General features: G+C 39.9%; 24 protein-coding genes and 4 pseudogenes. 5 read left to right on the top strand and 23 right to left on the bottom strand.

The window, feature by feature from the left end; all coding sequences use genetic code 11:
* Positions 1-52 precede the first annotated feature (52 nt).
* Together HMPREF9446_RS03850 and HMPREF9446_RS03845 are read right to left on the bottom strand one after the other, a co-directional pair.
* Complete coding sequence (locus HMPREF9446_RS03850) at positions 53-529, bottom strand: copper resistance protein NlpE N-terminal domain-containing protein (protein WP_009124101.1); 477 nt, start codon at positions 527-529, stop codon at positions 53-55.
* A gap of 48 nt (positions 530-577) precedes the next feature.
* A complete protein-coding gene (locus HMPREF9446_RS03845; RefSeq protein ID WP_009124100.1) occupies positions 578-1,873 on the bottom strand; it encodes a hemolysin family protein in 1,296 nt (431 codons plus the stop codon).
* Between the two features lie 96 nt (positions 1,874-1,969).
* Here HMPREF9446_RS03845 and HMPREF9446_RS03840 point away from each other — a divergent pair, with 96 nt between their 5' ends.
* Positions 1,970-2,785, top strand: coding sequence for an alpha/beta hydrolase (locus tag HMPREF9446_RS03840; protein WP_009124099.1), 816 nt, complete (start codon positions 1,970-1,972; stop codon positions 2,783-2,785).
* An 87-nt stretch (positions 2,786-2,872) separates the two neighbouring features.
* Here HMPREF9446_RS03840 and HMPREF9446_RS03835 read toward each other — a convergent pair whose 3' ends face one another.
* A complete protein-coding gene (locus HMPREF9446_RS03835) occupies positions 2,873-4,255 on the bottom strand; it encodes a S41 family peptidase (RefSeq protein ID WP_009124098.1) in 1,383 nt (460 codons plus the stop codon).
* Between the two features lie 145 nt (positions 4,256-4,400).
* Here HMPREF9446_RS03835 and HMPREF9446_RS03830 point away from each other — a divergent pair, with 145 nt between their 5' ends.
* Positions 4,401-5,693 (top strand): O-acetylhomoserine aminocarboxypropyltransferase/cysteine synthase family protein, encoded by a 1,293-nt coding sequence (locus HMPREF9446_RS03830; RefSeq protein ID WP_039968458.1) that lies wholly within the window; start codon positions 4,401-4,403, stop codon positions 5,691-5,693.
* Positions 5,690-6,757: a tRNA 2-thiouridine(34) synthase MnmA gene (gene mnmA, locus HMPREF9446_RS03825; protein WP_009124096.1), complete on the top strand. Its 1,068-nt coding sequence runs from the start codon at positions 5,690-5,692 to the stop codon at positions 6,755-6,757. Before HMPREF9446_RS03830 ends, mnmA begins: the two co-directional genes overlap by 4 nt.
* Before the next feature lie 27 nt (positions 6,758-6,784).
* Here mnmA and HMPREF9446_RS03820 read toward each other — a convergent pair whose 3' ends face one another.
* The 10 genes and pseudogenes from HMPREF9446_RS03820 to HMPREF9446_RS03795 all read right to left on the bottom strand — a co-directional run bounded on the left by HMPREF9446_RS03820 (position 6,785) and on the right by HMPREF9446_RS03795 (position 12,445).
* Complete coding sequence (locus tag HMPREF9446_RS03820; protein WP_009124095.1) at positions 6,785-7,447, bottom strand: response regulator transcription factor; 663 nt, start codon at positions 7,445-7,447, stop codon at positions 6,785-6,787.
* 91 nt (positions 7,448-7,538) lie between these two features.
* Positions 7,539-8,129 (bottom strand): DUF4251 domain-containing protein, encoded by a 591-nt coding sequence (locus HMPREF9446_RS03815; RefSeq protein ID WP_009124094.1) that lies wholly within the window; start codon positions 8,127-8,129, stop codon positions 7,539-7,541.
* A 62-nt stretch (positions 8,130-8,191) separates the two neighbouring features.
* Positions 8,192-9,628, bottom strand: coding sequence for a Na+/H+ antiporter NhaC (nhaC, locus tag HMPREF9446_RS03810; RefSeq protein WP_039968455.1), 1,437 nt, complete (start codon positions 9,626-9,628; stop codon positions 8,192-8,194).
* A gap of 122 nt (positions 9,629-9,750) precedes the next feature.
* Positions 9,751-9,903, bottom strand: a pseudogene (locus tag HMPREF9446_RS18610) (MFS transporter); the annotation flags it as partial.
* A 340-nt stretch (positions 9,904-10,243) separates the two neighbouring features.
* Positions 10,244-10,405: pseudogene (locus HMPREF9446_RS19515) on the bottom strand (lipocalin family protein); the annotation flags it as partial.
* 92 nt (positions 10,406-10,497) lie between these two features.
* Positions 10,498-10,773, bottom strand: a complete 276-nt coding sequence (locus tag HMPREF9446_RS03805) for a Txe/YoeB family addiction module toxin (RefSeq protein WP_009124092.1) — start codon at positions 10,771-10,773, stop codon at positions 10,498-10,500.
* The gene (locus HMPREF9446_RS03800) at positions 10,761-11,051 is read right to left on the bottom strand and encodes a type II toxin-antitoxin system Phd/YefM family antitoxin (RefSeq protein WP_009124091.1); all 291 of its coding nucleotides are present in this window, start codon (positions 11,049-11,051) and stop codon (positions 10,761-10,763) included. The genes HMPREF9446_RS03805 and HMPREF9446_RS03800 overlap by 13 nt, the downstream gene beginning before the upstream one ends.
* Before the next feature lie 181 nt (positions 11,052-11,232).
* Positions 11,233-11,370, bottom strand: a pseudogene (locus HMPREF9446_RS18605) (Arm DNA-binding domain-containing protein); the annotation flags it as partial.
* Between the two features lie 338 nt (positions 11,371-11,708).
* A pseudogene (locus tag HMPREF9446_RS18100) lies at positions 11,709-11,885 on the bottom strand (GGGtGRT protein); the annotation flags it as partial.
* A 260-nt stretch (positions 11,886-12,145) separates the two neighbouring features.
* Positions 12,146-12,445, bottom strand: a complete 300-nt coding sequence (locus tag HMPREF9446_RS03795) for a nucleotidyltransferase domain-containing protein (RefSeq protein ID WP_005936874.1) — start codon at positions 12,443-12,445, stop codon at positions 12,146-12,148.
* Between the two features lie 289 nt (positions 12,446-12,734).
* Between HMPREF9446_RS03795 and HMPREF9446_RS03790 the strand changes: the two genes are divergently transcribed.
* Both HMPREF9446_RS03790 and HMPREF9446_RS03785 read left to right on the top strand, forming a co-directional pair.
* Positions 12,735-14,282 carry a hypothetical protein gene (locus tag HMPREF9446_RS03790; RefSeq protein WP_005936877.1) on the top strand — a complete coding sequence of 516 codons (1,548 nt, stop codon included), beginning with the start codon at positions 12,735-12,737 and terminating at the stop codon, positions 14,280-14,282.
* Between the two features lie 239 nt (positions 14,283-14,521).
* On the top strand, positions 14,522-15,892 hold the full coding sequence (locus tag HMPREF9446_RS03785; protein WP_009124089.1) for a hypothetical protein: 1,371 nt from the start codon (positions 14,522-14,524) through the stop codon (positions 15,890-15,892).
* Positions 15,893-16,148: 256 nt separating this feature from the next.
* Here HMPREF9446_RS03785 and HMPREF9446_RS03780 read toward each other — a convergent pair whose 3' ends face one another.
* The 10 genes from HMPREF9446_RS03780 to HMPREF9446_RS03730 all read right to left on the bottom strand — a co-directional run bounded on the left by HMPREF9446_RS03780 (position 16,149) and on the right by HMPREF9446_RS03730 (position 26,317).
* Entirely contained in the window at positions 16,149-18,062 is a 1,914-nt protein-coding gene (locus HMPREF9446_RS03780) for a DEAD/DEAH box helicase family protein (protein WP_005936885.1), read from the bottom strand.
* A 392-nt stretch (positions 18,063-18,454) separates the two neighbouring features.
* Positions 18,455-19,126, bottom strand: coding sequence for a hypothetical protein (locus tag HMPREF9446_RS03775; RefSeq protein ID WP_005936887.1), 672 nt, complete (start codon positions 19,124-19,126; stop codon positions 18,455-18,457).
* 26 nt (positions 19,127-19,152) lie between these two features.
* Entirely contained in the window at positions 19,153-20,049 is an 897-nt protein-coding gene (locus HMPREF9446_RS03770; protein WP_005936889.1) for a BT4734/BF3469 family protein, read from the bottom strand.
* 139 nt (positions 20,050-20,188) lie between these two features.
* Complete coding sequence (locus HMPREF9446_RS03760) at positions 20,189-20,647, bottom strand: hypothetical protein (protein ID WP_005936893.1); 459 nt, start codon at positions 20,645-20,647, stop codon at positions 20,189-20,191.
* A gap of 8 nt (positions 20,648-20,655) precedes the next feature.
* Positions 20,656-21,369, bottom strand: coding sequence for a DNA adenine methylase (locus HMPREF9446_RS03755; RefSeq protein ID WP_009124084.1), 714 nt, complete (start codon positions 21,367-21,369; stop codon positions 20,656-20,658).
* A gap of 11 nt (positions 21,370-21,380) precedes the next feature.
* Positions 21,381-21,815, bottom strand: coding sequence for a hypothetical protein (locus HMPREF9446_RS03750; protein WP_005936899.1), 435 nt, complete (start codon positions 21,813-21,815; stop codon positions 21,381-21,383).
* Entirely contained in the window at positions 21,812-22,165 is a 354-nt protein-coding gene (locus HMPREF9446_RS03745) for a hypothetical protein (RefSeq protein ID WP_005936902.1), read from the bottom strand. Before HMPREF9446_RS03745 ends, HMPREF9446_RS03750 begins: the two co-directional genes overlap by 4 nt.
* Before the next feature lie 130 nt (positions 22,166-22,295).
* Positions 22,296-24,629: a hypothetical protein gene (locus tag HMPREF9446_RS03740; RefSeq protein ID WP_005936905.1), complete on the bottom strand. Its 2,334-nt coding sequence runs from the start codon at positions 24,627-24,629 to the stop codon at positions 22,296-22,298.
* A 12-nt stretch (positions 24,630-24,641) separates the two neighbouring features.
* Positions 24,642-25,751: a WG repeat-containing protein gene (locus HMPREF9446_RS03735; protein WP_005936907.1), complete on the bottom strand. Its 1,110-nt coding sequence runs from the start codon at positions 25,749-25,751 to the stop codon at positions 24,642-24,644.
* 44 nt (positions 25,752-25,795) lie between these two features.
* Positions 25,796-26,317, bottom strand: a complete 522-nt coding sequence (locus tag HMPREF9446_RS03730; RefSeq protein WP_009124083.1) for a hypothetical protein — start codon at positions 26,315-26,317, stop codon at positions 25,796-25,798.
* Positions 26,318-26,582 lie beyond the last annotated feature (265 nt).

Genomic DNA, 26,582 nt, shown 5'->3' with positions numbered 1-26,582 from the left:
GAAAAGCCCGGATGCCAATGGTGTCCGGGCTTTTTATGTTTCTGTGCAAAATTTATTTGACTTGGATGATATCATAGTTCAAGTCGCTTACAGCTTCCTGCAGGCTATCGTTTACCAGGCGTAAGGTGGTATCGTTTACCACTACGAAGTAAACAGGGGCTTCGCCATTGTCCGGAGTCAGTTTGATGGCTGTCTTCTTCTTGTTGTTGACGTCTTTCTGAATCATCTCTTTCTTGCCTGTGGTAGTGAAACTCTTGTTCTTGCCAGGACCATCGGCGTCCAGATAGGTAGTGACTAACGTATAGCCGCTTTCTCCGTCAGGGCCTATACTATCTACGCTCAACACATATTGGATGCCCGGACCGTCGGCTGCAGGAAGAATTCCTTCATACACGGCTACGGCGGAAGAGTCGTTGCCTGTAACGGTCATTACACCTTCATCCATGGCGGTGTCATTGTTTTGAGTTCCTTTTGATTGGCAGGATACCAATGCAGCGGCAATGGCTGCAATCATCATTACTTTTTTCATTGCTTTAATGTTTAAGTTAAATATAAAAAGACGCCCGATAGCGTTGCGTCAGTCATCTTCATTCTCTCTTTTGATGACGAGTAACTTATCTACCCTTCCGCGATCCATATCCACAATCTCAAAATCCAGGTTCTTGTAAGTAAACAGGTCACCGGCTTTCGGTACCCTTCCTATCAGGAACATGGCAAGACCGCTGAGGGTGGTAAAGTCCTCTTCTTTCAGGTCATCGTAGTTCAAGATACCCATCGTTTCCATGAAGTCGTCCAGGTTCATGGAGGCTTCGACCAGCATTGAACCATCCTGCCTCACGATAATATCTTCTTCCTCCGTTTCATTCTCTTCAAGGATGTCTCCAAAGATACTTTCTGTCAGATCGTGCAGGGTGATGATACCTTCTGTATTTCCATACTCATCTACAACAACTCCGAACTTGTTTTTGTTCTTTTTGAATAGCTCTAAAACTTTCTTTGCATACAAACTTTCCGGGATAAACAATGGAGGGCGTGCGATATTGCGTAAGTTGAAGGGTTGCTCGCCTCCCATCATCAGTATGATATCTTTTACGGAAACCACTCCGATGATTTCATCTTTACCTCTTTCTACCAATAAATATTTGCTGAAGTGCTGCTCGCGAATGATGTGCAATACCTCTTCGGGAGTATCGGTAGGATGCAGAACGACGATGTCTCGCCGGTAAGTCATCAGGTCATTGGCACGCTTGTCCGAGAAACGGAACACGTCGCGTAGCATTTCCGTCTCTTCCTTGTCAATGATGCCCTGTTCCGAACTCTGATGTAAAATCATCTTCAACTCATCTTGCGTCATCTGGCGTTCCTCACCATTGTTCAGCCCTATCGCTTTATTCATAAGTTTGGTAGATGCGCTGAGTAAACACACGAACGGATAAGAAACTTTAGTCAACACAATCATAAACGGGCTCAGCATGGTGGCCCACTTCTCCGGATTGTTCAATGCTATGGACTTGGGTACCAGCTCTCCGATAATGAGGGACAAATAAGTAATGACGGCTACTACCGTTACCATGGCGAGCGTATCGGCATATGCGGCTGTTCCCGGGACCATCAAAAACAAAGGTTCTATATCATCGGCAATGGTGGCGCCGCCATAAGCACCGGATACGATGCCGATCAACGTAATGCCAATCTGAATGGTTGAAAGGAATTTTTCCGGTTCTTCCAATTGTTTCAATACTCCTCTGGCTCTTTTGTTTCCTTTGCCGACAAGGGTTTCAAGACGCGCTTTACTGGACGATACCAATGCAATCTCATACATGGCGAAGATACCGTTTAAAACAAGTAAAAGCAGAATGATAATAAATTCCATACTGGGATTCCGAATAGTTTATGGAGCAAAGATAATGTTTTTTGGGTATTTATTATTAATATTGTCCTCCGTTAGAAAATTTAAACAATATAAAACATGGAAAAAAGAAAAATCTTGTTTGGCAGCTTGATGCTCCTATTGGCTGTGGCAGTGCAGGCTGCACGTGTAGATACGGTGATGGTGAAAAGTCCCTCGATGGACAAGGACGTAAAAGTTGTGTATGTTTTGCCGGATAAGGCTATTGATGGGAAGGCATGTCCGGTGGTTTATTTATTGCACGGATATAGCGGGAATGCATTGACTTGGATTACGCTGAAGCAGGAGCTGCCTCTGCTTGCCGATGAAAAAGGAATTATCTTTGTGTGTCCCGACGGAAAGAATAGCTGGTATTGGGATAGCCCTAAGAATCCGTCATACCGGTATGAAACGTTTGTCTCGTCTGAACTTGTGGAATACACGGACACTCATTATGCCACAATCCCCCACAGGAAAGCACGGGCTATCAGCGGTTTGAGTATGGGCGGCCATGGAGCACTCTGGAATGCTATCCGCCATAAGGATGTATTTGGTGCGGCAGGGAGCATGAGTGGAGGAGTGGATATCCGTCCGTTCCCTAAGAATTGGGAAATGAGCCGGCAACTGGGTGAATTTGATGCCAATCGTGAGGTTTGGGATTCCCATACGGTGGTCAACCAGCTCGATAAAATAGAAAATGGCGATTTGGCTATAACCGTTGATTGCGGTGAAGCCGATTTCTTCCTTGAGGTGAACAAGGATTTGCACAAGCGTTTATTGGAAAGGAAGATAGATCATGATTTTACTACCCGTCCCGGCGGACATAACGGAACTTATTGGAATAACTCGATCGATTATCACATTCTCTTTTTTGACAAGTTCTTCAATAAAAAGTAATCCTGAAAATGGTTCTTCTGTAATATTACGGTACGGGCATAATCCGTACCGTAACTGTTTATAATTTCTTTGCCTGCCTTGCCTCGTTTATTCTTGATTGATTATTACTGCATGACTTCTGCGGCGTTCGATAGAATTGCTTAGAACGGACGTTTGCAATGATGAAGTCTTCTTTTCCGGTATGGCAATACTTCCGTCTATTACCCCTAATGCAGTATATAACATCAGTTCGTTGGGGTCGCCGAAGGGCAGGAATCTGGCTAAATCATTGTTTTCATTGATTGCAAGATCCGGTGTGAAGCCTTTTTCATAGTCTGATTTGCCTTCTGAGTTGTATATTTTGCAGACGATGGGACTCATGGTAATCATTAACTCCGGGTTGGAGAAGGCTCTGGAACCGACGTTCTTTCCTTCGGTGGTGCCGCCTATGATGACGACCTTTTCCATAAGGGGTTTCAGACAGTTTATTACCATTTCGGAAGCTGATGCTGTCTGGGAACTGGTAAGTATATAAAGGGTGTTCAGATTCAAGTTGGCCCCGCTCTGTATCAAGTTTGCATCCAGTGTAAACGAAACCTCCCGGGGAGTGAAGCGGCTGTTGAATTCCAGAAATCCGAGTTCCTGCCCCAGCTGGCTGGCAGGTGCCAATAAAGCACACATCAATTCGGCGCAAGAAAGCAGACCGCCGTTGTTGTAACGCAGGTCCAGAATCAATTCGTTGACCTGCTGACCGGCAAAATATTGAGAAGCACTGCGCAAGTCATCGTCATATTCGTTGCTGTTGCCGGTTGCTCCCGAGCTGAAATGGTTATAGACCAGATACCCCACGCGCTTATTGCCTTTGGTATATACATTCTTATAATAAACCGGATTGTCATTGACGGTGCGTGCCGCGGCAATGCTTCTGGGTTCTTTGTAAGCAACGATGGTATCGTTTACGGCATCATAATAACCTACCGTAAGTTCCATGGCGCTGCTTCCGTATAGTTTTTCATAATTCTTGCTGGTGATGGGCTCACCGTTCATTTCCATGATCCAGTCTCCGCGTTCCAGCCGGATGGCGGCAGCGGGACTGCCGGAAGCCACATACAATACGTGGGCATAGAGGGCGGTGTCATTGTTTTCCACCCGGTTGGTTGTAAATTGGAAACCATAGCTGTAATCCGTATATGGAATGCTCCGGGTAACGTTTGCCAGACTGTCTATGGTAGAGTAATGTGAGCTGCCCTTGCCGTCCTTTTGGGAAAGAAGCGATGCATAGAAAGTGAACGGTTCTTGAAAATAGTTCAGATTCTTGCTGTTGGGGATCTCTTCATTCCAATAGTACCACACCCGCATGGTATCGTCAATCCAACGGTCTGTCCGGGTTTGTCCGGCGTATGCGGCCCAACGGTCTTCTCCACAGGAGGTCAGGCAAATGGGAGCAATTAGTACTCCCAATATGAATATCAGTATATTTCTAGCTTTCATAGCTGCAAAATTAGGAAATAGTTTGTTTATCTACCATAAATATGGTATAAAATTCCCTATCATATGTCATAGGTTAGCTTCATGCTTCCCTCTATCTTTGCGTCATCCGAATGGAAAGGATTATTCACCTAAAATACAAACGACAATGGAAACAAAGAAATTGCATTTTGAGACTTTGCAGCTCCACGTTGGGCAAGAGCAGCCGGATCCGGCTACGGACGCACGTGCTGTTCCTATTTATCAGACCACTTCATACGTATTCCGTGACTCGGCCCATGCTGCCGCCCGTTTCGGTTTGCAGGATCCGGGAAACATCTACGGACGGTTGACAAACTCTACACAAGAAGTTTTCGAGAAGCGTGTAGCTGCCCTGGAAGGCGGTGTTGCCGGATTGGCGGTAGCGTCGGGTGCGGCGGCAGTTACTTATGCCTTTGAGAATATTGCCCGTGCAGGTGACCATATTGTGGCTGCCAAAACCATCTATGGCGGCACCTATAATTTATTGGCCCATACGCTGCCCGCTTATGGTATTACCACTACCTTTGTGGATCCGGCTGATTTGGATAACTTTGAAAAAGCTATCCGGGAGAATACCAAAGCCATATTCATTGAGACTTTGGGTAATCCGAACTGTAATATCATTGATATTGACGCTGTGGCCGGAATAGCACATCGGCATAAGATTCCCTTGATTGTAGATAATACTTTCGGTACTCCCTATCTGGTCCGTCCTATTGAGCATGGGGCCGACATTGTTGTCCATTCGGCAACGAAGTTTATCGGCGGACATGGTACTTCTTTAGGAGGAGTCATCATTGACGGCGGCAAATTCGATTGGGTGGCCTCCGGCAAGTTTCCTCAGCTGACGGAACCCGATCCGAGTTATCACGGAGTACGTTTTGTCGATGCTGCCGGTCCTGCCGCATATGCTGTCCGTATCCGTGCCATATTGTTGCGTGATACAGGTGCTGCCATCAGCCCTTTCAACGCTTTCATCTTGTTGCAGGGGCTTGAGACATTGTCGCTCCGTGTAGAGCGCCATGTGGAAAATGCCTTGAAAGTGGTCGGGTTCCTGAGCGGGCATCCTAAAGTGGCCGCGGTCAACCACCCGTCTTTACCCGAACATCCCGACCATGCGCTTTATCAGAAATATTTTCCGAATGGGGGTGGTTCCATCTTTACGTTTGAGGTAAAAGGAGGTGTGAAAGAAGCGCAGACTTTCATCGACCACCTGCAGATATTCTCATTGTTGGCAAATGTGGCCGATGTGAAATCTCTGGTTATTCATCCTGCCACCACTACACACTCCCAGTTGAATGAGCGGGAATTGGCGGAGCAAGGTATCAAGCCGGGAACGGTACGCCTTTCCATCGGTACGGAACATATAGATGATCTTTTGGAAGACTTGTCGCAGGCATTGGATAAAATTCAGAAATGAACATAGCTGTATTATTGTCGGGAGGTGTTGACAGTTCTGTCGTGGTACATCTCCTTTGTGAACAAGGTTATCGCCCCTCCCTGTTTTATATAAGGATAGGGAGGGATGATACCGATTATATGGATTGTTCCGCTGAGGAAGATCTGGAGATGGCTTCCGCCATTGCCCGTCGTTACGGGCTTTCGTTGGAAGTGGTCGATCTGCATCGGGAGTATTGGGACAATGTGGCTGCCTATGCCATCGATAAAATACGCCGGGGACTGACCCCCAATCCGGATGTGATGTGTAACAAGCTGATCAAGTTCGGCTGCTTTGAACGGCAGGTGGGCAGGGAGTTTGACTTTACGGCAACCGGACATTATGCCACGACTGTCCTTCTGGACGGGAAGACTTGGTTGGGTACTGCCGTTGATCCCATTAAAGACCAGACCGACTTTCTTGCCCAAATAGATTACCTGCAGGTTTCCAGACTGATGTTCCCTTTAGGCGGATTGATGAAGCAGGAAGTGCGGGACATAGCTTTGCGTGCAGGCTTGCCCAGTGCCAGACGCCGTGACAGTCAGGGAATCTGTTTCTTGGGCAAGATTAATTATAATGATTTTGTCCGTCGTTTCCTCGGTGAGCGCGAAGGAGATATTATAGAATTGGAAACAGGCAAGAAATTGGGAAAGCATCGTGGATATTGGTTTCATACGATTGGCCAGCGCAAAGGATTGGGGTTGGGCGGCGGCCCTTGGTTCGTAGTCCGCAAGGATATAGAGGGAAATGTGATTTATGTTTCCCGAGGATATGATACGGAGTTGCAGTTCGGCAATGAATTCCGTATGCGGGACTTTCACTTCATTACGGACAATCCGTGGAAAAAAGAAGAGAATGGAGCTGTAGAAGTGACTTTCAAGATACGTCATACCCCTGAATTCATGAAAGGGCGCTTGTTCCGGGAGCCGGAGGGATACCGCATCGTTTCGGACGAAAAGTTACAGGGAATTGCTCCCGGCCAGTTCGGAGTGATTTACGATTCTGCTTCCCGGCTTTGTGTCGGCAGCGGTGAGATTGGCTTGTAGTTGCTCTGCGGCATGTCGTTTTCGGCCCTATATATAATATTCCACCAGATCTACGATGCCTGCCTTCATGGCATATTTGGTAGCCTCATGTGCATTGTTCACGCCCAACTTCCGGAAAATATTTTTCCGGTGGCTATTCACCGTGTGGAAGCTGAGATTTCTGTCGGCGGCTATTTCCTTGGTCGTTTTTCCCAAAGCGATTTCTTTCAGAATGCTTCTTTCGGCAGGTGTCAGCAGGTTGTCTTTGATTGCAGGATGGGCAGGAGAGGAAGCATTCCTTCCCGAAAGCAGCAAGTTGCTGGCGTGATTGCAGATAAAGCGCTCTTTTCTTGACGTGCATTGCAATGCCGTCAGGATTTCTTCTTTGGAGTTGTCTTTCAGGATTACCCCGAATGCCATGCTGCTGAAGAGCACCTGGCGCAGGAAAGGTATGCTCAGCTCATCGGAAAATAGTAACCAGTCCGTTTCCTTGAAACGTTCGTGTAATACGATCAGTTCCTCGGCTCCGGAAAAATCAAATAAGGTATAGTCTAAAATTACGACTGCTGCGGGGTGCAGGCGTAATTGCTGTATCAGCTCTGCCTTATTGTCTGCTTCCAGCAGTAAGGAGGTGTCTTTCTGCTTGCTCAGCAGAAACATCATGCCCGCTTTGGTGATATCTTGATTGTCCGCTATGATGAATTCTCTCATGACCTTTATACCCTTATAAAAAACTCCGCTGCAAATGTACACTTTTTCAGCGATTTGCAGCGGAGTGGGATTATATTAATTTGTAAGGGGTTTACCAGGAACGTCCTTTGAAGATGTTGGACTGACTCAAGGGAACAAGGTTACCGCTTAATGTCATTGTGTTGGAATTGAAATTGGGGCTGATGGTTACGGTTGCGTTGTTGCCGCCGTTGGTCAGCGTCAGGAATATCTGGGCGGAGATGCCGATGCCCTGGATGCTGAAGTTGCAGTTTACGTTGCCCTTCTTGTCCGTGGTCATCTGGATGTCGGATACGGTTCCGTCCACTGTCACGCCGCCAATGCCGTTGGGGCCGGGATATACGGTGTTGAAGGCAACCTGTACGGTGCCGCGGCCTTCATTTACCAATACAAAGTTCGTGTTGGAGTTTACAAATGCAGTCTGTCCGTTGCGGAACATTACCTGGTCGGCTTCCATTACAAACTGTTTTGCCTTCAGTGCCGCTACGGCATCGTCATAAGAGATGGTGTTCGCTACTTGTTCTTCTGCTTTCAGGCGTGCGCGTTCTGCGTCTCTCTGGGCTTTACGGTCTGCACGGCGTCCTGCTCTACTCTCCTGGGCATAGACGGTGCTTGCAGTCATGCCCAGCATTACCAATGCTGCTAATGCAATAAACTTTTTCATACTCAATTTTTTGTTTAGGTTTAAATAAATTGTTCGTTATAAGTTTATTGCAAGAACAATGCCTAACCGGGATTGTTCACCGGTTTTTTAATTATTTTATATCCGACGGTTGCAATGAAGATGCTCATCAGCGGACTGACCAGGTTGAAAAAGCAGTAAGGAAGGTATGTCAGCGTGGGTACACTCAGGATGGTGGCTTGCGTCATGCCACACGTATTCCAGGGTATCAGGGGGGAAGTTACGGTAACGGCGTCTTCTGTGGTACGGCTCAGCAGGCGGCTTTCGTATCCTTTTTTATCATATATATTGCTGAACATATTTCCCGTAAGGATGATGCTGATGTACTGGTCTGCAGTGGCCAGATTCAGGAATAGTCCCGAACAGACAGTTGAAGCTACCATGCTGACCGTGTTTCTCATAAAGCGTACAAAGACCGAGGTAATGCTGCCCAGCATTCCGCTTGCGGTCATGGTTCCCCCGAAGCACATGGCGCACAGAATGAGCCAGATTGTATTCATCATGCCCGACATGCCGCGTGTGGCGATTAACTCTGTCAACATGTCACTGCCGGTCTGTAGGCCGGTACTGCCGTAGAAAGTTGTCATGATACCCTTGAATATATTGTCATCTCCTGCAATCTCCAATAACAGGCCGGGCTGGAAAATCAGTGCGAATATGCCTGCCAGCATGGTGGAGAGGAACAGGGTGATGATTGACGGTATTCTGCGTGCAATGAGTATGCCCGTAACGATGGGTACAGCCAACAGCCAGGGAGTGATATGGAACTTTGCATCGAGAGCAGCCGTAAATGCCGCTATCTGCTCCGTGCCGCTTGTCTCGTGAGTCAGCCCCATCACCGTGAAAATGACCAGCGTTATGGCAAGTGACGGGATGGTGGTAATCATCATATACCGGATGTGGCTGAACAGGGGAGTATCCGTGACAGAGGAAGCCAATACGGTAGTGTCTGACAAGGGAGAGATTTTATCCCCGAAATAGGCTCCCGATATGATGGCTCCTGCTATCCATCCTTCTTCAAATCCTTGTGCCTTGCCTATGCCCAGCAAGGCTATACCGATGGTGGCAATGGTAGTCCATGAACTGCCTGTCATGACCGACACCAATGCGCAGATTACACAAGTGGAGGTCAGAAAGAAATCGGGGTGGATAATCTGCATGCCATAGTAGATGAGGGTGGGTACTACGCCGCTTACCATCCATGTTCCGCTCAACGCACCGATAATCAGCAGGATAATGAGTGCTGTGGTGACTCCCGCCACGTTGTTGGTGATTGCCAGTTCATAATCTTTCCAGGGAATGCGGTAGAACGCCATGCCGATAAAGATGCAGAGGGCGGTGGTGGCAAGTAGAGAAACCTGGCTGCCTCCACTGAGGGCGTCACTTCCAAACGTGTGGATGGTGGCAAACAGCATTCCTACTAAAAAAGTAATGGGAAGAAGGGAAACCAAAGGGGAGGGGATTTTATTTTCTGAATTCATTGTACCATATCTCTGTTTAGCGGCTGCAAAGGTACGATAAATTCTGTATAAAATACCTATAAACCAAAGTGTGAAACCGAGGAATCCGCTATGTACGGCTGGTACACCTCCCGGTTGGAGGCAGAGGGGCAAATTCCCGTCAGCAGCCCTGCAATGACGACACCTACGTTGCATCCTTTATTTTCCGGACGGGAAAATTGGGAAGCGATCGGAATAAAGATTTGAGGAATCATGGAGCAGACACCTGTGACAAGTGATGCCGCCCAGATGATGTAAAATCTTCTAATTCCTGTTTCATACTGTAACAAAGCTAAGATGCTGCAAATCTAATTTTTTGTGTTGTCAATCTCGTCAGGATTGTTATCTTTTTCTCTTCTGATTTGTTGTACTCTTATTCCCGTTTGCTTAATAGTACAGCTGCAAAGGACTATTCGTTCCACCATGGGGGAAATTTTATTCCACCATGAGGTAAATATCGTTCCACCATGGAGGAACGATATTTACCTCACGGTGGAACGAATTAATCTCAGGCAATGTTTTCTTTGGCAACAGGAATTGCTATAATAAACAGAGCAGCATAAGAGTTCCCTCAAATGCTGCTCTGTTTTAAATTAGTCAATCTTCTTTATAAGTGGTCGTAGTAATGTCGTCCAATTCCGAACTACCATCGTTCAGATTGTCCCAATCCTCAAAGGCAAGTATCAGCTTAGTAGCTGTAAGTTCATTGACGGTAAGGACATCTGAATAACCATCATCGTAAGAGATAGTCAGCTTATTTCATATTGTTGCTAACTGTTAGAGTGTATAAACAGAAAAAGGACACCTAACTTAATAGATGCCCTTTCAATTAATAGTATGTATGAGTTGGTTTACTTCTTAGAGTAATGGTGCTTCATGGAGAATATATGCACTTCTATCTTATCATCGTTTACAGAGTAAACAAGACGATGTTCTGCGGTGATTCTCCTTGACCATTTACCAGTCAATTCATATTTTAGTGGTTCTGGCTTCCCAATTCCAGTATAAGGATGTTCTGCAATATCGATCAGTAAAGCTGTAATCTTATTCAGAATTATCTTATTGCCACTCTGTGAGAAGAATAGATATTCCTTCCGTGCTTGGTCAGATAATATTATTCTGTACATGATGCTCGCTTTAAAAAGTCTTCTATGCTTTCTCCATCTTTCTGTGCTATATAATTGCCATTCTTTATATCTTCCTCACCTTGACGTATAGCTTCCATTGTTGCAGGTGAGGACATTATATATTCAGTCTCTTTCAATGAATTGTATTCATCAAGGGAAATCATCACTACTCCTTTACCATTACCACGATTGACGATTACAGTATCGTAATCATCAATTACTGAATCAATATAACCTTTAAGATTTGCTCTTAAATCTGTGTAATTGGCTGTTCTCATAAATCCTCCTTTTTTATGATGCAAATGTATGTACTTATTTGCGTACTTGCAAATATAATTAGTTAATTATTAAATATGAAGAAAGGACACCAACTTAATGATGTCCCTTCCTCTGTCAATCAACAATCCACTCAGCCCAAGAACCAAGCGTATTCACTATCTCCTAATTTGGCACGTTGAATGCTGGTACGTGTTTGCCTGTGCTAAAGTAGATTCTCTTTCCATTCGTGGTGATTGAAACCTCAATAGGTGATAGACCTTTCTTGTTTTGCTTACTTTCTCTCAATGAAAAGTAAACCATTGTACAATGTTTCTCCATTTTAAATTAAATGTTATATGGAGTGTATCGCATTGTATTATAGTTGATTATGCCAATTCTTGCAGCCGTTTTTAAAGAATGGCAAATTCGGCTGCAAATCGGCTGCAAAAGTAACCTGTTTATGGCTTGATTTGAGAAGTAATTGGCTGCTCTTTACATGAGTTGTTTGGACTTAAATAAAGCAGAGTTTATCTCCTTACTGATTCACCATTCATTCACTCTAAATAGTGAGTGGTGCAAGGTGCTTCAATCTGTTATCCAAACCAAGTTACCACAAATAAAAAAAACTCCTGCAACCACAAGGATTACAGGAGTTTATCTATATTTAATTGTCTAAATTACTTGCTCAAAGCTTGAGCTACGTCAACCGCGCAAGCCACTGTACATCCTACCATCGGGTTGTTACCGATACCCAGGAATCCCATCATTTCTACGTGAGCAGGAACTGATGAAGAACCAGCGAATTGAGCGTCTGAGTGCATACGGCCCATCGTGTCCGTCATACCGTAAGAAGCAGCGACACAGCATCCCCATAACCACTTACTAATCTATTATAGATAGCTGTGTTACAGTTAGATATTCAAGTATATTAAAGAACTCTCCAGTTTATTAGTTACTGTTATATTGTTAAGTGGTCGTGAATAAGTCACAAACCTTATGAATTTAGCAATGCAATGACTTCATTTTTTTAGTTTTGGTAAATGATTAATAACCATACTCCAAAGTATATCTTCAATGGCTATCAGCATGTCTTGCAAATGTTTTTTTGGTTAAATCATCCATATATCAATGCTTTTGTTGCATCCACATTTTTTTTCAAATATGGATTCTTTATGGTTTGCTCTTCTAATAAATCAACCTCTCTTCCGAATAAATTTTCCAATGAATATTTAAAATCGAAGTAGTTATCAAAGTAGTCTTCCACTTCTGCTTTTTTGAAATCGACTACCAAGTCCACATCGCTGTCGTCATTGAAGCGATTGGTAAGGATAGAACCGAACACAAACAACTTGTTTACCTTGTGTTTCTTACACAAAGTGATAATTGTCTGTATGTTGTTTTCTATCAGCTTCATAAAGCGTTTATTGATATAACAAAAATAGTGGTTTCTGTTCGTATTAGCAAAAAGAAGTTGTTAAATAGTTTATTAGTAGAGTTGTTTGTGATTTCTTTTTAGGATCTTTGATAATTCAAACGCACGACTTTCAGAACCGGAATATCCTTGACGATTTAGCGAGATTCAGTACTTGTCAATATGTTATAAATCTCTGATAATGTTGATTATTCAACAATGCAAAGATACTGTTTTTTGAAAATAATCAAAATATGTATATTTGTAGTTACTAACTTTAAGATTTTCAATCATGGAAAATAAAAAATCCAATTTACCTAAAGGTGGATGGGTTATAGGGCATATTGATTTGTCTGCATTAAATCAAACCTGTCGCCCCCAAAAAAAGATTCGTACAGAGATCCGACGGATAACAGATGCTGATTTAAAAGAAATCAAGGATGGTTTATCAGTCCTTATAGACGAAGATTTTACGCCTCGCACTTTAGATTTTTTTCAGAACCATCCATTACTACATTTGATTGTACCAGTACTGAAAGAAAGAATTCAAACTGACTATTTGAGCGTGGAATTATTTATAGAAATTGCCTTACTACTGTCTCAGATTCCTTTACTTGAAACAAAGGATATTAAATCTTTAATTAATGATACCTTATGTAGTGTGTATGATATTGAAGAGAGTCAGAATTATCCTATGATACCAAAAGAAGATTTTAAATTGTTAGACGAACTTAGATACTTATTAAACAAGTATTCTTCCAATAAAGGAAATATCCGAAATTTTGACCAAGATAATTTTGAATGGCAGTCTTTAATATCAAGAGAGGATTTTTTATCTGTAGATTATGAAGAATTATATGTAAGTAAGGATATTTATGAAAACAAAATTTTCCAATATTTCCACTTTTTCAAATTAGGTTCCCTGATATTACCCTCATATTTCTCCTTATATCGAAAGGTTTTTACTGAAGATTATCAGGTTGAAATTTTATATGATGAACTATGTGTAAAAGGCAATGTCGTTGAGGTAGTAACAGAATCAGGAAAAATATCTCGTGAAGCTGTTCTTGATAGAATGGATTACCCTTTAGCACTTTGCTATATTATAGCTTTAGACAAACTAACGGCATCGGGAACAATAAATGACAAATGGATTATAAATAATATAGACTATAAGTATATTCAAACTTTTCGCTCATTATGGTGGGATTGTTCTGTATATGCAAAATGCAGTGAGGACTCAAAAGATGGTTTAAGTTTTGAAGAGCGTGTGCAGAAGAACTTAACATTAGCAGAGATGGAAACAGGAGAGAGATTAATCATGCCGGATGATTATTTTGCGACCAGTATCCTTTGGGAATCTATGGAAGTAATAAAAGAGACTTCGGAAATAAAGACACATTTGGATAATACCACTCCAAAACCGTCTAAAATTGAAATAACTCCACAGGAACAGCCCCATAAAATGCCGGATGATAATGTTCGGAAAGTTACCCAAAGAGGTCGTCTGCCACGCCCATTCAGAGATTGTTTTTATAGCAACGATAATGACATTCAGAACAAATATATAGAAAAATTTAAAGCTATTGCAGAAGGTGGAAAAGGGAAGAAAGTTGGGTTTATGATAGCCGCTGCATTTGAAATAAAAATATTGAAAGTGACTCCATCTTTTAAAGAAGCCCAAAAAGAATTTGGAGAGATAGGAGATGAATCTGGATATAAGAAATACAAACAAAGTATAGTTAAGAAAGACCAAGAATATGAAGATATAAAAAATCAGTTACTCAAGGCTAAAGAAGAAATTGAGGGAAAAATGCCGTCAAGTAACAATGGCTTTTAATAGCCTTAATTCCATATATATTATAAAATAGCTAATTTTCAAATACTTATAAAATTATTCATTAAGCTATTTAAGGGGTATTTTAGTTTCATTTTAACCTCATATCTTTGCGATATCCTAAGAGACAGAAGCTGTAGTCTCTAATATTGGGCATTTTGTTCAATAATAGGAGGTGGTAAAGTGTCAGTTTACAGCTTGCTATCACGACCACAAAAGAAAAATATTAATTATTTTTTAAAATGGTAAATATCAATAAAACAATCGAGCAGATTAAAGAGTTAGGTCCCAAGAAAGCGGCTGGATATTCCCTTTTAGCTATAGGGATTTTTGGAGGAGCCTATTATGTTTATAACTGGATTAAAAGAAGCAGTAAAACTGAAGAGCAAAATAACGCATCAAAAAATAAAATAGAGGAAATTGAAACAGCTTCTAACTTTAAAAAGCAAGAAATCGAGCAACTCCATGCCCATCGTAAAGAAGAAGAACGTTTGCAGACAGATCAGAAAATAGAAGTGATTAATGCGCAAAAAGAGGCAGATATTGAAAAAATGAAACTGCGGAATGAATTGCGCAAGGAAAGAGATGCTGCAAAAGCCGTTTCTACCTTTGTTGACGGCGACGGAACTGATAAAATTGAGAGCTATCGTGAAGCTATGAGAAATGGTACGGTAGGCAAGAACGTAGGAAAAGCATTGGGATTTCCATGGGTTCGTGAAGGTTTTGATACAGGTTTGGTCGGACCGACCGACTGTGGAAAAACATCTTTCGTCATGCAAAATGTCATTGCGATAGCAAAAGGGAAATGTGACATAAAATTAGCTCCTGAGTGGTACGACATACCACCGACACCAGTTCTCCTATTTTCTTTGGAACAGAGCTATGAGGAAATTAATACATATTATGGCTCCGTTATTAATAATCTGCCTATGCTTGAAATATATGCAGGTTCCCAAATAACGCCAAAGAAGATTATTGATATCATTAAGGAGAAGAAGGATATAATTACCAGTACAGGAATGGTCGTTTTTGTTGACAATTATTCCAAACTGGAAGACAAGGCTGGTGTCAAAGCCATGAAACAGTTCTGTGAGGAACTGGATGACTTGTGTAGCCAAAGTTTGAAAGTAGGGAGGCCGATAACCCCATTTAAGGTATATCATGCCAAACCAGACTGGAATCCAACTAAACCGCTGACTCCGGCAAGTGTAAGGGGAAACAAGAAGAATGTTAATTTTACAAACAATTTTGTGTACTTTACCTATTGCAAACATGGATCTGACAAAAGGGTACTTGGTTATATAAAATTGAAACATGGAAATAAAGAGACCCTTTCAATCCTGGAATATGCGGGGACGGAAATAGATCAGTTTCGTTACGCCGGTAAAGGAAGCAAAGAAGATTTAGGAGAAGCATCTACAGAGCAAAAGAGTTGTGATGTAAAGCAAACTCCCGGGCGAAAATCCGAATATTGCCTTGATGAAATTATGGTCTTATATGATATGGTACAGGCTAAAGAATGTACATACGCAGAAATTGAGGCATCCTACGGAATAAAGAAGAGTATGATAAAAAAAAGAATACAGCGTGCCCGTAAGAACACTTTGACATAAATAGGATAAGATACACTGGCAGAAATCGGTACATTCTGTTGGAATCAGGGGGGGACAAATACCTTGGAATAACTGATTAGGACAAATTGTAATTTATTGATTTGCAATATAATAAAAAATAATAGGTGTATATTCAATTTGTCCCCCTCCCTCCCTACCTAATTAGAAATGTGCAAGCCACAGTCCATAGTAGCCAATACACATCAAAACAAATAAGCAGTACCGCCCTAAAATAGTGTGTACTGCTTTCTCATTATTATTCCAGAATCTCGATAAAGAATACCCGTTTACCTTCATCATTCAATTTTTGCCTTTCACGAACAGAAAGGTATTGTGCCAGTTCTGTTGCTTTGGCTGTTTTACCTGAAAGTCCCAAGTTGTCGTATATCTTCTGTAACTTGGCCTTTACTTCCTGTTTGGAATAAAGCATGCCGGAAACGAACTCCTGTCTGCAAGCATCCCTTATCGGAGCCTGTGCGCATAAATTATTATAGGCACCCTCAACATCAACCTCACGAAAACCAAAACTTGACAAGGCATCATAACCAAGAGTTCCATACCACTCGTGAAATCTGAAATCAATGAACGGATTTTGTAAGAGTAGTGAATCATATTGCGGATATTGGTTTCTGAAATTCGCATATCCTGCAAGCCTGTCCTTGTCAGCTGCATTGTAGAACCACTGCTCAAACTGTTTCACCTCATCCGGTTTCTTCCACATCCCAACCGCAGACTGAATGCTCGTCAACAATTGGCAGGAGTTATCATAATAGTAACTTCTCTGGTACCACCTGTTCCACATTGCCGCCATTACCAGATGATTGTAACCTATCGTTGTTTGCCCGTTCTTCCGTATGAGGTCAACATAATCATCCACAAATTTTTTCTCCAATGCCTTGTCTCTATAGAGTTGCACCAATAAAGTCTTGGCTTCCTCCGGAGCATTGTTGAAAGTGTCAAGAATCTTATATGTATTCTGCTCCATCATCTTCTGCTTTTGTTCAAACTCTGCTTTCGTCACAGTGGTAGGGTAGGTCTTGTAATATATCGTAGCATCATGCCGGAACGGATTTGTATCAAGCCTCTGTCTGCCGAGTATCTGAGGTATATCCAGCATGATGTCAAGGGTCTGCCACTCCTTCCCTGCATTGATGAAGATATAGGTACTTGCATTATCCGAGTAGAAATCCACACCTTCAAAAGATGACTTCGTGCAGAAAGTGAAAGGTTTGTTTTTGGGATTGTTCCTGTCCGTATCCAACCCGCCTATCGTGAATCCTTTAGGCAGCTTTGAGAATTGGCTTTCAGAACACAAGATAGTCACCTCATCCGGCTTCAAACTGTTTTGCCTGATTATTCTTATGATTGACTTAACCTCATTGAGAAATATGCAGGCTTCACGGGAATAGACAATATTTCCATTCACTATTTTCCTTTCAAAATATCCGTCCCTTCTGTAACGTTGTATCAATTCCTCACATAGTTTTTCCGCAGTTTCACCGTTCTTCATTTGCCTCTCCTTCAATGTCGGCTCCACAATCACATCAGGATCCCATTCCAATTTATAGTAAGGAATGTTGGCGAATTGAGGTATATAGTTCAGATAGATGTCAGGGATAGGGGTAGCGGATAAGTAACAGATGCGTTTCACTTCATTGTCAAGGGATGCGAGAAAATTCATATCCGTACTACCCTTGAATGTCGCATCACCCATAAGACATTGGAACTCATCAACCACAAAGAGGCATGAATCCAACATGTTATTTCTTTTAAGGACATCGAGAACCTTGTCCGATGAATCCAGTGTAACCAGTGTCTTGGCAGGTTTTGACAAGGGAGCAAATGGTGTGTTCCCATGATGATAATTCAAGTACGAATCAAGATCCTGCATCTTTTGAATTATTGCTTGCCCTCTGTTATTGCACAATGGGACATGAAAGTGAAAACTATCGGGGTATTGTCTGTGCTTCTCTTTCAACACCTGAAGTCGTGGCGAAATTACCACTACCGGAAAGTCTGAGTTGAGAAACAGGGATGTACCACCACAACCGGTTACAGTCTTGTTGAGGATAAACTTTCTATCCAATGGCAAAATTCCATTTAAAAGATTGGCATAATCACTCATATACCTACAACCTTTAGGCATGTCAATTGTAATAATATTGTTCATAATTCTTTTAATTATTTGTTTCATCTATAAAGGTTTGAAACTTTTCTTATCTCCATTTTACACGTTTGCGAGTCAACGGGAACGCAACAATATTTTTTCCTTATGCAATCTATTCTTTTAAGTAATATTCCCAATTCTGGTAAAAAAAGTTGCATAAAATATATTTCATTCTTGTTCTTCGTTAGTTGTAGGCTCACGCCGCTTGAGTGGGTATTATAATAAAACATGCAGTATATGTATAATTAACTTGCCTTCGGTTAACTCACAAGGTGTTGTTTTGCAATGCTTTTTACCTACATCTTTAGCATATAGATTCTTTATTGGCTTTGACGAAATTTTAAAGGAGAGCTTATACAGCATCTCCTTTATCTTTCCAGTCAGTCAAGACATTCTCAAATCCAGCATTTGGCATTGGATTTGACTACCACTTTGGTAAATTTCTGAAGTTCGGTTATCAATCCCTGTACTTCATTTTTTGTCGGTTCGGGAAGAGTGATATCCTGTCGTGAGTTTTTGCCGATATTGACCTGTACAGGAGAACACATCTTGATAAGTTCAACCATTTTGGGCAAGTCGAATTTTATCAGAGGTTCACAGGTCACATAGGTTCTCATTCCAAGGCTCGCCAGTTTTTGCATGGCTTTGGCACGTTTCCGGGTATTTGGAGCATTCCTTACGATGTCCGGATAAAAGACATTGGTTTCTATGGTCGTACACAAAACCGATTTTTGCATTACAGGATGACTAATGAATTCCAAAAAACGTGAAGGGTCTTTGGATTGGAAAAGATAGTTGTTATTAAACAGGTTACAATAATCCAAAAAACAGGTAATCCAGTCCGAAGGTATGTCGAAAGCCCATGCGTCTGTTCCGCTGCCTACGAAAATGAAATTACCATTACCCAGGTTCACTTTCAGTTCCTTGGGGTCAATCCGTACCGGAAACAGACCATCGAATTTTTTCATGTAACAATAGGGGCAGTCATGAAAACATATCCCTTTTATTGCATTCCACGTGTGGGTAACAAAAGGATACATGTTACCCCAGCTTTTTGTCAGTGCCATAATTGTTTTTTTAAGGGTTAATTAAATCAGTGTATTGTAAATATCAATGTTCCAAAGTTCTTCTCTTCGGTCTTATAGGCATTGCCTACATGGCTTCTGATTTCCTTTTCATCCATTGTGTCATCTTCCCAGCCATCAATGAAATACTCTGTAGCCAATCCTTCGTCAACACCCCATTTGCACATCCAGCAAGCTAACATAAAGATGCTGTTTCCCCTATTGCCTTTTTTCCAATACTCCGGATAGTTCTTCTTCCAGTGGGAGTTCATAATGCTGATGATGCTTTTGTCCGACACTGTTCTTGTTCCGGATGATTGTGGTATCTGCATCTGTGGCTTTATGGTGGGAACATAATGGAATGGTTCAGGAGAAGGGTTAACCCAAATATAAGGATCGTAACTCAGGTAATTTCTGCGTGCAAGGTCTTTACAACTTGCATCATTTCTGTTAGCCACATAGAACTTGTTTAGTAACTGATCGTATAAATCTCCATGTTTGGTCGGATCTGTATTGTCATGCAAAACCAAAGCTTTCAGTCCATTTCCACTGGGTGTAATGAAAACACTTAGAACGCATGGTGTTATTTTCAGTCTGTTTTCCAAGCTATACATATCGTATGGCGTTGCTATATGGTCAAAATCCAATGCTGTCACATGCGAGTATTCAATCAGCCCTGCACTGTTAAGTTCCCTGAATGTACCGTTATAGGCAACAGCGGGCAGGAGTCTGGCTTTCCATTTCTGCCTATCCCTCGGAGCTACACTTCTGATATGCTCTATTGCTTGCTTCAATGTATAGCTATTAAACTCATTGTCATGTAATTGCATGTTTCCTGTACGAATCATCTCTATAATATCTCCTAGTTTTAGATAAGCCAAATTGTACTTTGTCCAATTAATCTTTTCTGTTAATGTTATTTTCATTATTCAATTTTTAAAATTAATAAATTGGTTATTTTCACAATGGTAAGGATTTTAGGGTCTTCTAAAACGTCATTTTTGAGGATAAAAAAGAGCCGCCATGCAATGATGCACGACGACTCTTTTAAAATATCTTCTATTGTCACTTCAACCTCAGTATCAAGGAATGGTTTCCGATTTCCAGTTTCGACCATTTCACCTTATCCGCTCCAAGTTTTAATGCACTTGCCTTATAACACTTCTTGAATACGGACTGCTCGAAATGATAAGGATAGTCCAAAGGAGGTTCATACCACATTACCGGCAATCGGAATTTGTTTGAGTCGATGCCGCAAACCATATACGCATCTGCATCCAAAATCTCAGTATCATATTTAGCCATTCCATAATCTACATTTCTCCTGAATATGAGGTTTATTCGATTTTCAGTAATTCCAATATTGAATATCACTTTATCTCTTCCAATCCAAGCATCAATGTCAGATTGCACGGATGTTTCAATCTCTTTTTCCGTTAAAATAGCGGTGTCGTAAACTTTACCTACGACAAAAATCTTCTTTGCCAAAGGGGATTTGGCAACTTTATTATTTTTCTGTTTCATACTATTTATTAATTAATTGTATATAATTTTTCCATTCTTCTCCCTCTTTTCTCTGAATACCTATCTAAAGAATTTGCTACTTCCATAGCCCAAATACACGTGAAATCGGATGGCATGGAATACTCGGAAATAAAGATCCGGTGCCCTTCCGACTTTTTAAGAAAACACCATTCATAAAACTTCGGGTAATCAAATGCTAAACCGTAACCTTCCGTCCCTCGATAGGGAGGATCACAGTAGATTATAGAATTGTCTGGAATTTCAAGATTTTCATAGGAACAACATATCAACTCACATCCTTTCATGGAATCAATTTGCTTGTAAATGTTGGCTATGCTAGCTTGAACATAATCCTTGCCATCCGATGCGCTCACTCCAGAATAAGAATGATAAAAGATTCCATTGTAAGAAGCCATAAAACCAGTCCAGCCAAGTTCTCCCATAGAATAAGTCGTGCTGTCATTGGTCTTATAAGCCGTTTTTGCCTTTTCATAATCTTCTTTACTTATTGTTTCCGGGTATTTTTCTCCATGCAATAAATCTTTCCACATGGCTATCAGATAAGGATTGATGTCGGCAGCTATTCTTAAACCATCTACTTGACAGATACTATTACAGCCACCACAGAAAGGTTCTACATAGTATTGTTTTTCTTCTCTGTTTTTCAATATGATAGGCGCAATATATTTCCAGATGCGCCTTTTACTTCCCATATATTTCATAGGAGTATGAGCTAAAATATTATCTGCATTAAGATGCGATCCGAATAGCATCTTAAGCCGATGTGTTCCACTGTCTGCCCTATCTCTTCAAACAGTTGGAATTTATAGAACCTGATAAAGCTTGTAATATCCGTGTAAAAATTCTTCCCGGCAAATTTTAGCGGATGTATCATTGGGTATCCACCAACAGTCTGAAGTTGGAAGGCTCCTATTCCCACTCCGGTTATCAAGGCCATATCCGAATCGTAGATAATCGGTTTGTCGGGGTTATAGTCGAAATCCCTGACAAAGAACATTCTGATTTCTTTCTCGCTGACTTCCTTGATTCTGAATTGTGCCATTCCAGAGGTGTTCTCATCTAATGTTGCCTGTACTCGTGATTCCATTTCTTTAATGCTCATATTTGTATTGAGCACTTCTCCGTTTGCTATAAAATAGTTTTTCATAATGATTTAGATTTAGTTTTTTGTGATGTGATTGTTAGTGTAATTCCTAGTTCTCTTTTCAGATATGAGATTAGACCAGAATAAGCATCTACTCTTTTTCGCTCTCTCTGCATAAGTGATAGTGCTTCTTGCAAAGTTAGATCAATGCAGAATCCAGTTTTAAAAGCATCCCCATATTTGCTCTGGAGTAATGCTACGTCTTTTCTGTATTTCTCAGGGATAGATTTGGGGGATGTCTTATTGCTGCCTTTTTTCACGATGACACTCGGCGCAGCATTATTTTCCAAGCGATTAGAAACCGAAGGTCTTCGTTCGGCACCTAATATTCTGTTTATAAAATCGGTGAACATAATGATTACGCTATTTATGTTTCAGATATTAGGAAATGAGGCGGCAAGAATCGCGTTTTTAAGGTTAGGACAAAAAATAACGCACTAAGATTTGTTGTGTCCTAGTGCGTTTGATACTTTCGGGTTATTTTCAATTTGGGAAGTTTGTAAAGATTTTGGAAATCAATTTTGAATAATACTCTTTCTCATTATTAGGATAATGTAATTCTGCCGTTATAAATACTCCATCCTTCAAGACAGTCTTTAAATAAAATATATCCCCATTTTCCGTATAATCAGATACGACAAACCAGTTATCTTTTAATCTATAATAAACAGGAGATTTGGATCTATATTCGTTATATTTATCCTCAATAGTTTCATTTAAGACATTATGCATTCCATATACAATTAAACAGGTATGACTATCCTTAGAGAATCTACAACCATCCCCATTTTCAGATTCATATATATTGCTAAAAGAAGATGGATATAAGACATTGTAGCCAAAACGAGAATTATGGTATTTTTTTAGTGTAGTTTCTTGTGGAACTACATTGTGATTGTCTTTTTGCAGTTCAAAAGGCATTTCAATACCTTTATAGTTAACAAATGTACCATAGAAAGAATCACTAGTAAATCTTCCTTTGAAATCACCCGTTTGTTCTCCTTTATTATTAAATTCAAGCAACACAACATCACCACTATCTGATACACCACCATATAAATGTAAACAACTATCACTACCGTTCTTATCATAGTAATATTTACCATAGATTTTGTCGCCTTGCATTGATAGCTGCATTGTAATAGGGTATTTGTTATTAATTTGACCTTTCAGATAATAAGTATTTCCATTATAAGACGGTGCGATTAATCTTCCTTGTAAGTCGTAATGAATATCAACAAAGGCATATTCACTTGTAGCATTACAATCTATAAATTTAGTCATTACCATTCTATGAGCTATATATCCATCATCATTTTTAGTTATCGCTCTTCCTGAACAAAGCTCTCTAATTTGCCAGTTAGAAGGATTTAGTTCTAATACATACTCTATATGTCCAATACTATTAGCACCATTATTACCAGAAATGAGTAATGTATTATTTTCTTGATTAATCAGTACATCATAATTAATCAACAATACCTCCCCGGCATTATTTGTTGGTAAAGCTTCTGTGTCAAACTGTTTTAGTTCCTTCCTATCCAAGTCATATATTAAAAGGTAGGGAAAGCCATAATCGTCTTCACCTTTTAACCTAAAAGTGCAATATTGGGATAATTCTGGATATTTATGATCAACTTGTATTTTATTACCATATTTGGCTGTCAGTTCTTGAATAATAGCGTTTGATCTTTGTTTGTATATATCCGATGTCGATTGCGTACTATGCTGTTGGGTAGCACCGGTAATAGTATTCATTTTCTCTTGTTGAAGTGTTGGCATTACATCTTCATCTTTAGTACATTGCCACACTACAGATATAGCTATAATGATAATTGCAATACCTCCAATTGCAAATCCAATATAGGAGGATTTAGATTGCTTTTTGACACTGGCTTTAATAGAATCGTTACATACGTTCTCATTCGTCTGTGGAGTACTCTCCTGAATATCTGATGATGTTATAGTTTCATTTGGGGATTTTATTACTTCGGACTGCTGATTGGTACTTGAAATATCTCCTGTTATAAGCTCAGAATTGTTTCCTTCTGTTGGCGTGTTAGAATATTCTATTGGATTTATACTGCTTGCCGCTGTTTGTGGGCTAGGCTGTTCTTGTTCTTTGTTTTCGTCTTGTTGCTTGATAAATCTTGATTGCAGTACCACCCAAGCATAATATTCATTCAATGTTTTATGATAATAGAAATGTTTTATAATCAGTATTAATGGCAATATCCAAACACTTCGTATTATCAAATCCATTGTAGAATAAATGTCTGTACCTAATAATCTTCCTATCCATGCTACCGTTTGTAAGGTTACTCCATCACGTATTATCATTTCATATAGGTCGGTACTTGATTTAGCAATCCAACAACAAGCCAATGTATTTAATATAGCTAATCCCTCAACAATCCGTCTATCAAGTTTTCTCCCAATGCTACCAATTACAGTTGCCGAAGAAAAGACAACAGTTATTATGATGAAGATAATAGCGAATGTATGCAAACTGTCCGCTTCACTCATTAAATAGTTGAAATTGGAAGTAGTATTGATGCCAGTATATTCATTTACTAAATCACCAACTACTGAATATTCTTGAACGAAAGAACTTACATCTTCATCCGTTTGCTTATATACTGGTTCGACTTGTAAGGCATAAACACATACCAGACTACCAAAAAGAATCTGCCAAAAGGACATAGATAACAAACCTTTAGTTATTCTTTTTTCAGTAGATGAGTGATATTGATTATGAATAAAAGGAATTATCACCTTATAGAAGATGATAATTCCGATGATTATAGAAATAAACATTACTATGATAAATTAATAACGTTGTGCCCACATAGATATTTTGTATGAAAGCATTGAATATTCTCCTAATATTTTACAATCCTTATTTAATAAAATACTTTTCCCATTATAAATTCCATATATACAATTTTCATTTATTGATGATATTTGTGTAAATGTCTGAGGTATAAGTTTTGTTTCATTCATAGATAGAAGAGTATATTCATTTCCTTGTTTTGCAATAAAAAAATTCCCATTACAATACGTAATTCGTTCATATTTATCTTTTATAACTATTTCTCCATTTTTATTCATAATTCCAAAACCTTGATTTGTTACAAATATAGGATATCCTTTTTCTGTTATAAAGGTTAGTTTGTACTCGTCATTTGCTTGAACTAATATTTGTCCGTTAATATTTTTAACGCCCCAAGTTCCTTCAGAAGTAACATAAGGTACTAAATTCTCATATATACCATTGATCCAAATTTCAAAAGTGTTTCCTATATAATCTTCATTTTCTCCATTTGCATCAGTTATAGTATAAACTTTCTCTCCTTTCTTGTTGATATAATATATATCCTTTTTATCATTCATAACTAAAGCATATCCCCTTTGATGTGGACTAGCAAAACGATATTGAAGTGGAATTATTATTTTTCCTTGCATATTGATAAATCCAAATTGATCATCTTCGTTTATAACAACAGCTAATCCATCTTGAAAACTAGATGCTTGTATAATTTCATTAGGTAGTTCAAATACTTTCTCACCTTGTTTATTGATATATGAAATATTCTCACCTTGTTTTATAACAGGAGCTAATCCACCGTAAAAAGCTCCAACACTAGTGTAATTTACATCTATAATTTTTTCAGGTTCATTTATATTATGCAATTCATAAGTACCATTTTGCCTAGGTACAAAAAACATATCATCAGTTACCGAAGTTGGCATACCTTGAAATGTTGGTTGTACAACAATTTTTCCTTCTGTTGTAACAAATCCCCATTTACCATTTTCTGTTTCTTGGTAAGCTAAATGTGTGATGCCTTCACGATTTCTATTAGCACCAGTATTATCACAAGCTGATAAAAAGAATGATATTATCATTCCTAGAAAAAAAACACATTTTGTTTTCATGATTAAATCTTTTGTTAGTATTAATATTTATTCTTCCAATTCGATTAAGGTATAACGACATTTAAATATGTAGCAATCCACCCTAATGTCTTCTTTTTATTAGTTATATCTAATTGCAAATTAGGGCATAATGGCTTAATCCAATTATCATATAGTTTCTTATGCCATCCTTTTTCTCTTCGTTTCTCTTTTTGAAGTAAATCATCCCAATCAAAAGGTGTAAATTTATCGCATTGCCCATAAAGTTCAATTTCCCAAGATTTACGTAAGTTCGATTTCTCATTTCTAATATTATTGTATAAAAGCTGTATATCTAGATTATCCCAAATATCTATGGTTTTGTTATCTGGATCTTTCATAACTTGCAAGTTTACGATGGAGTTTTTCTTTTTCTCCAGAAAATGTCTGACTTGATTTTCCCATTTTTCAAACCAAAGTTCTTTCCATTCAGCATCATTTTGTGATTGGGAATTTTTAATATCTTCTTTTATTATTTTCTGAAAGAAGCATAAGAGAAGACACTTTTGGTTAAGTGGCATTTTGGGGTTGGGAAAGATAGGCTTCATAGTTTAATCTCTTATTACTACAAGCCTCCGAGTAGTAATTTTTATATTCAAAAGAAAGCGTGAGGCTTGTCTATGTTCATCAAAACTGAGGTATCGCCAAACACCCTACCATAAAATGAACGAAGAAACAATACTCCTCACGCTGAATGATATGTAAGGAGTATAGCATAAAACTACACGCATACATATACAAACAGAAATGAGCGTCAATATTGCCTTCTATCCCTTATGGTAAAAATTTGGCGAATTTTCAGTTTTGGGATGA

It is taken from the genome of Bacteroides fluxus YIT 12057, from assembly GCF_000195635.1.
Taxonomy (GTDB): Bacteria; Bacteroidota; Bacteroidia; order Bacteroidales; family Bacteroidaceae; genus Bacteroides; species Bacteroides fluxus.
This window is presented reverse-complemented; position numbering and strand designations above follow the sequence as displayed.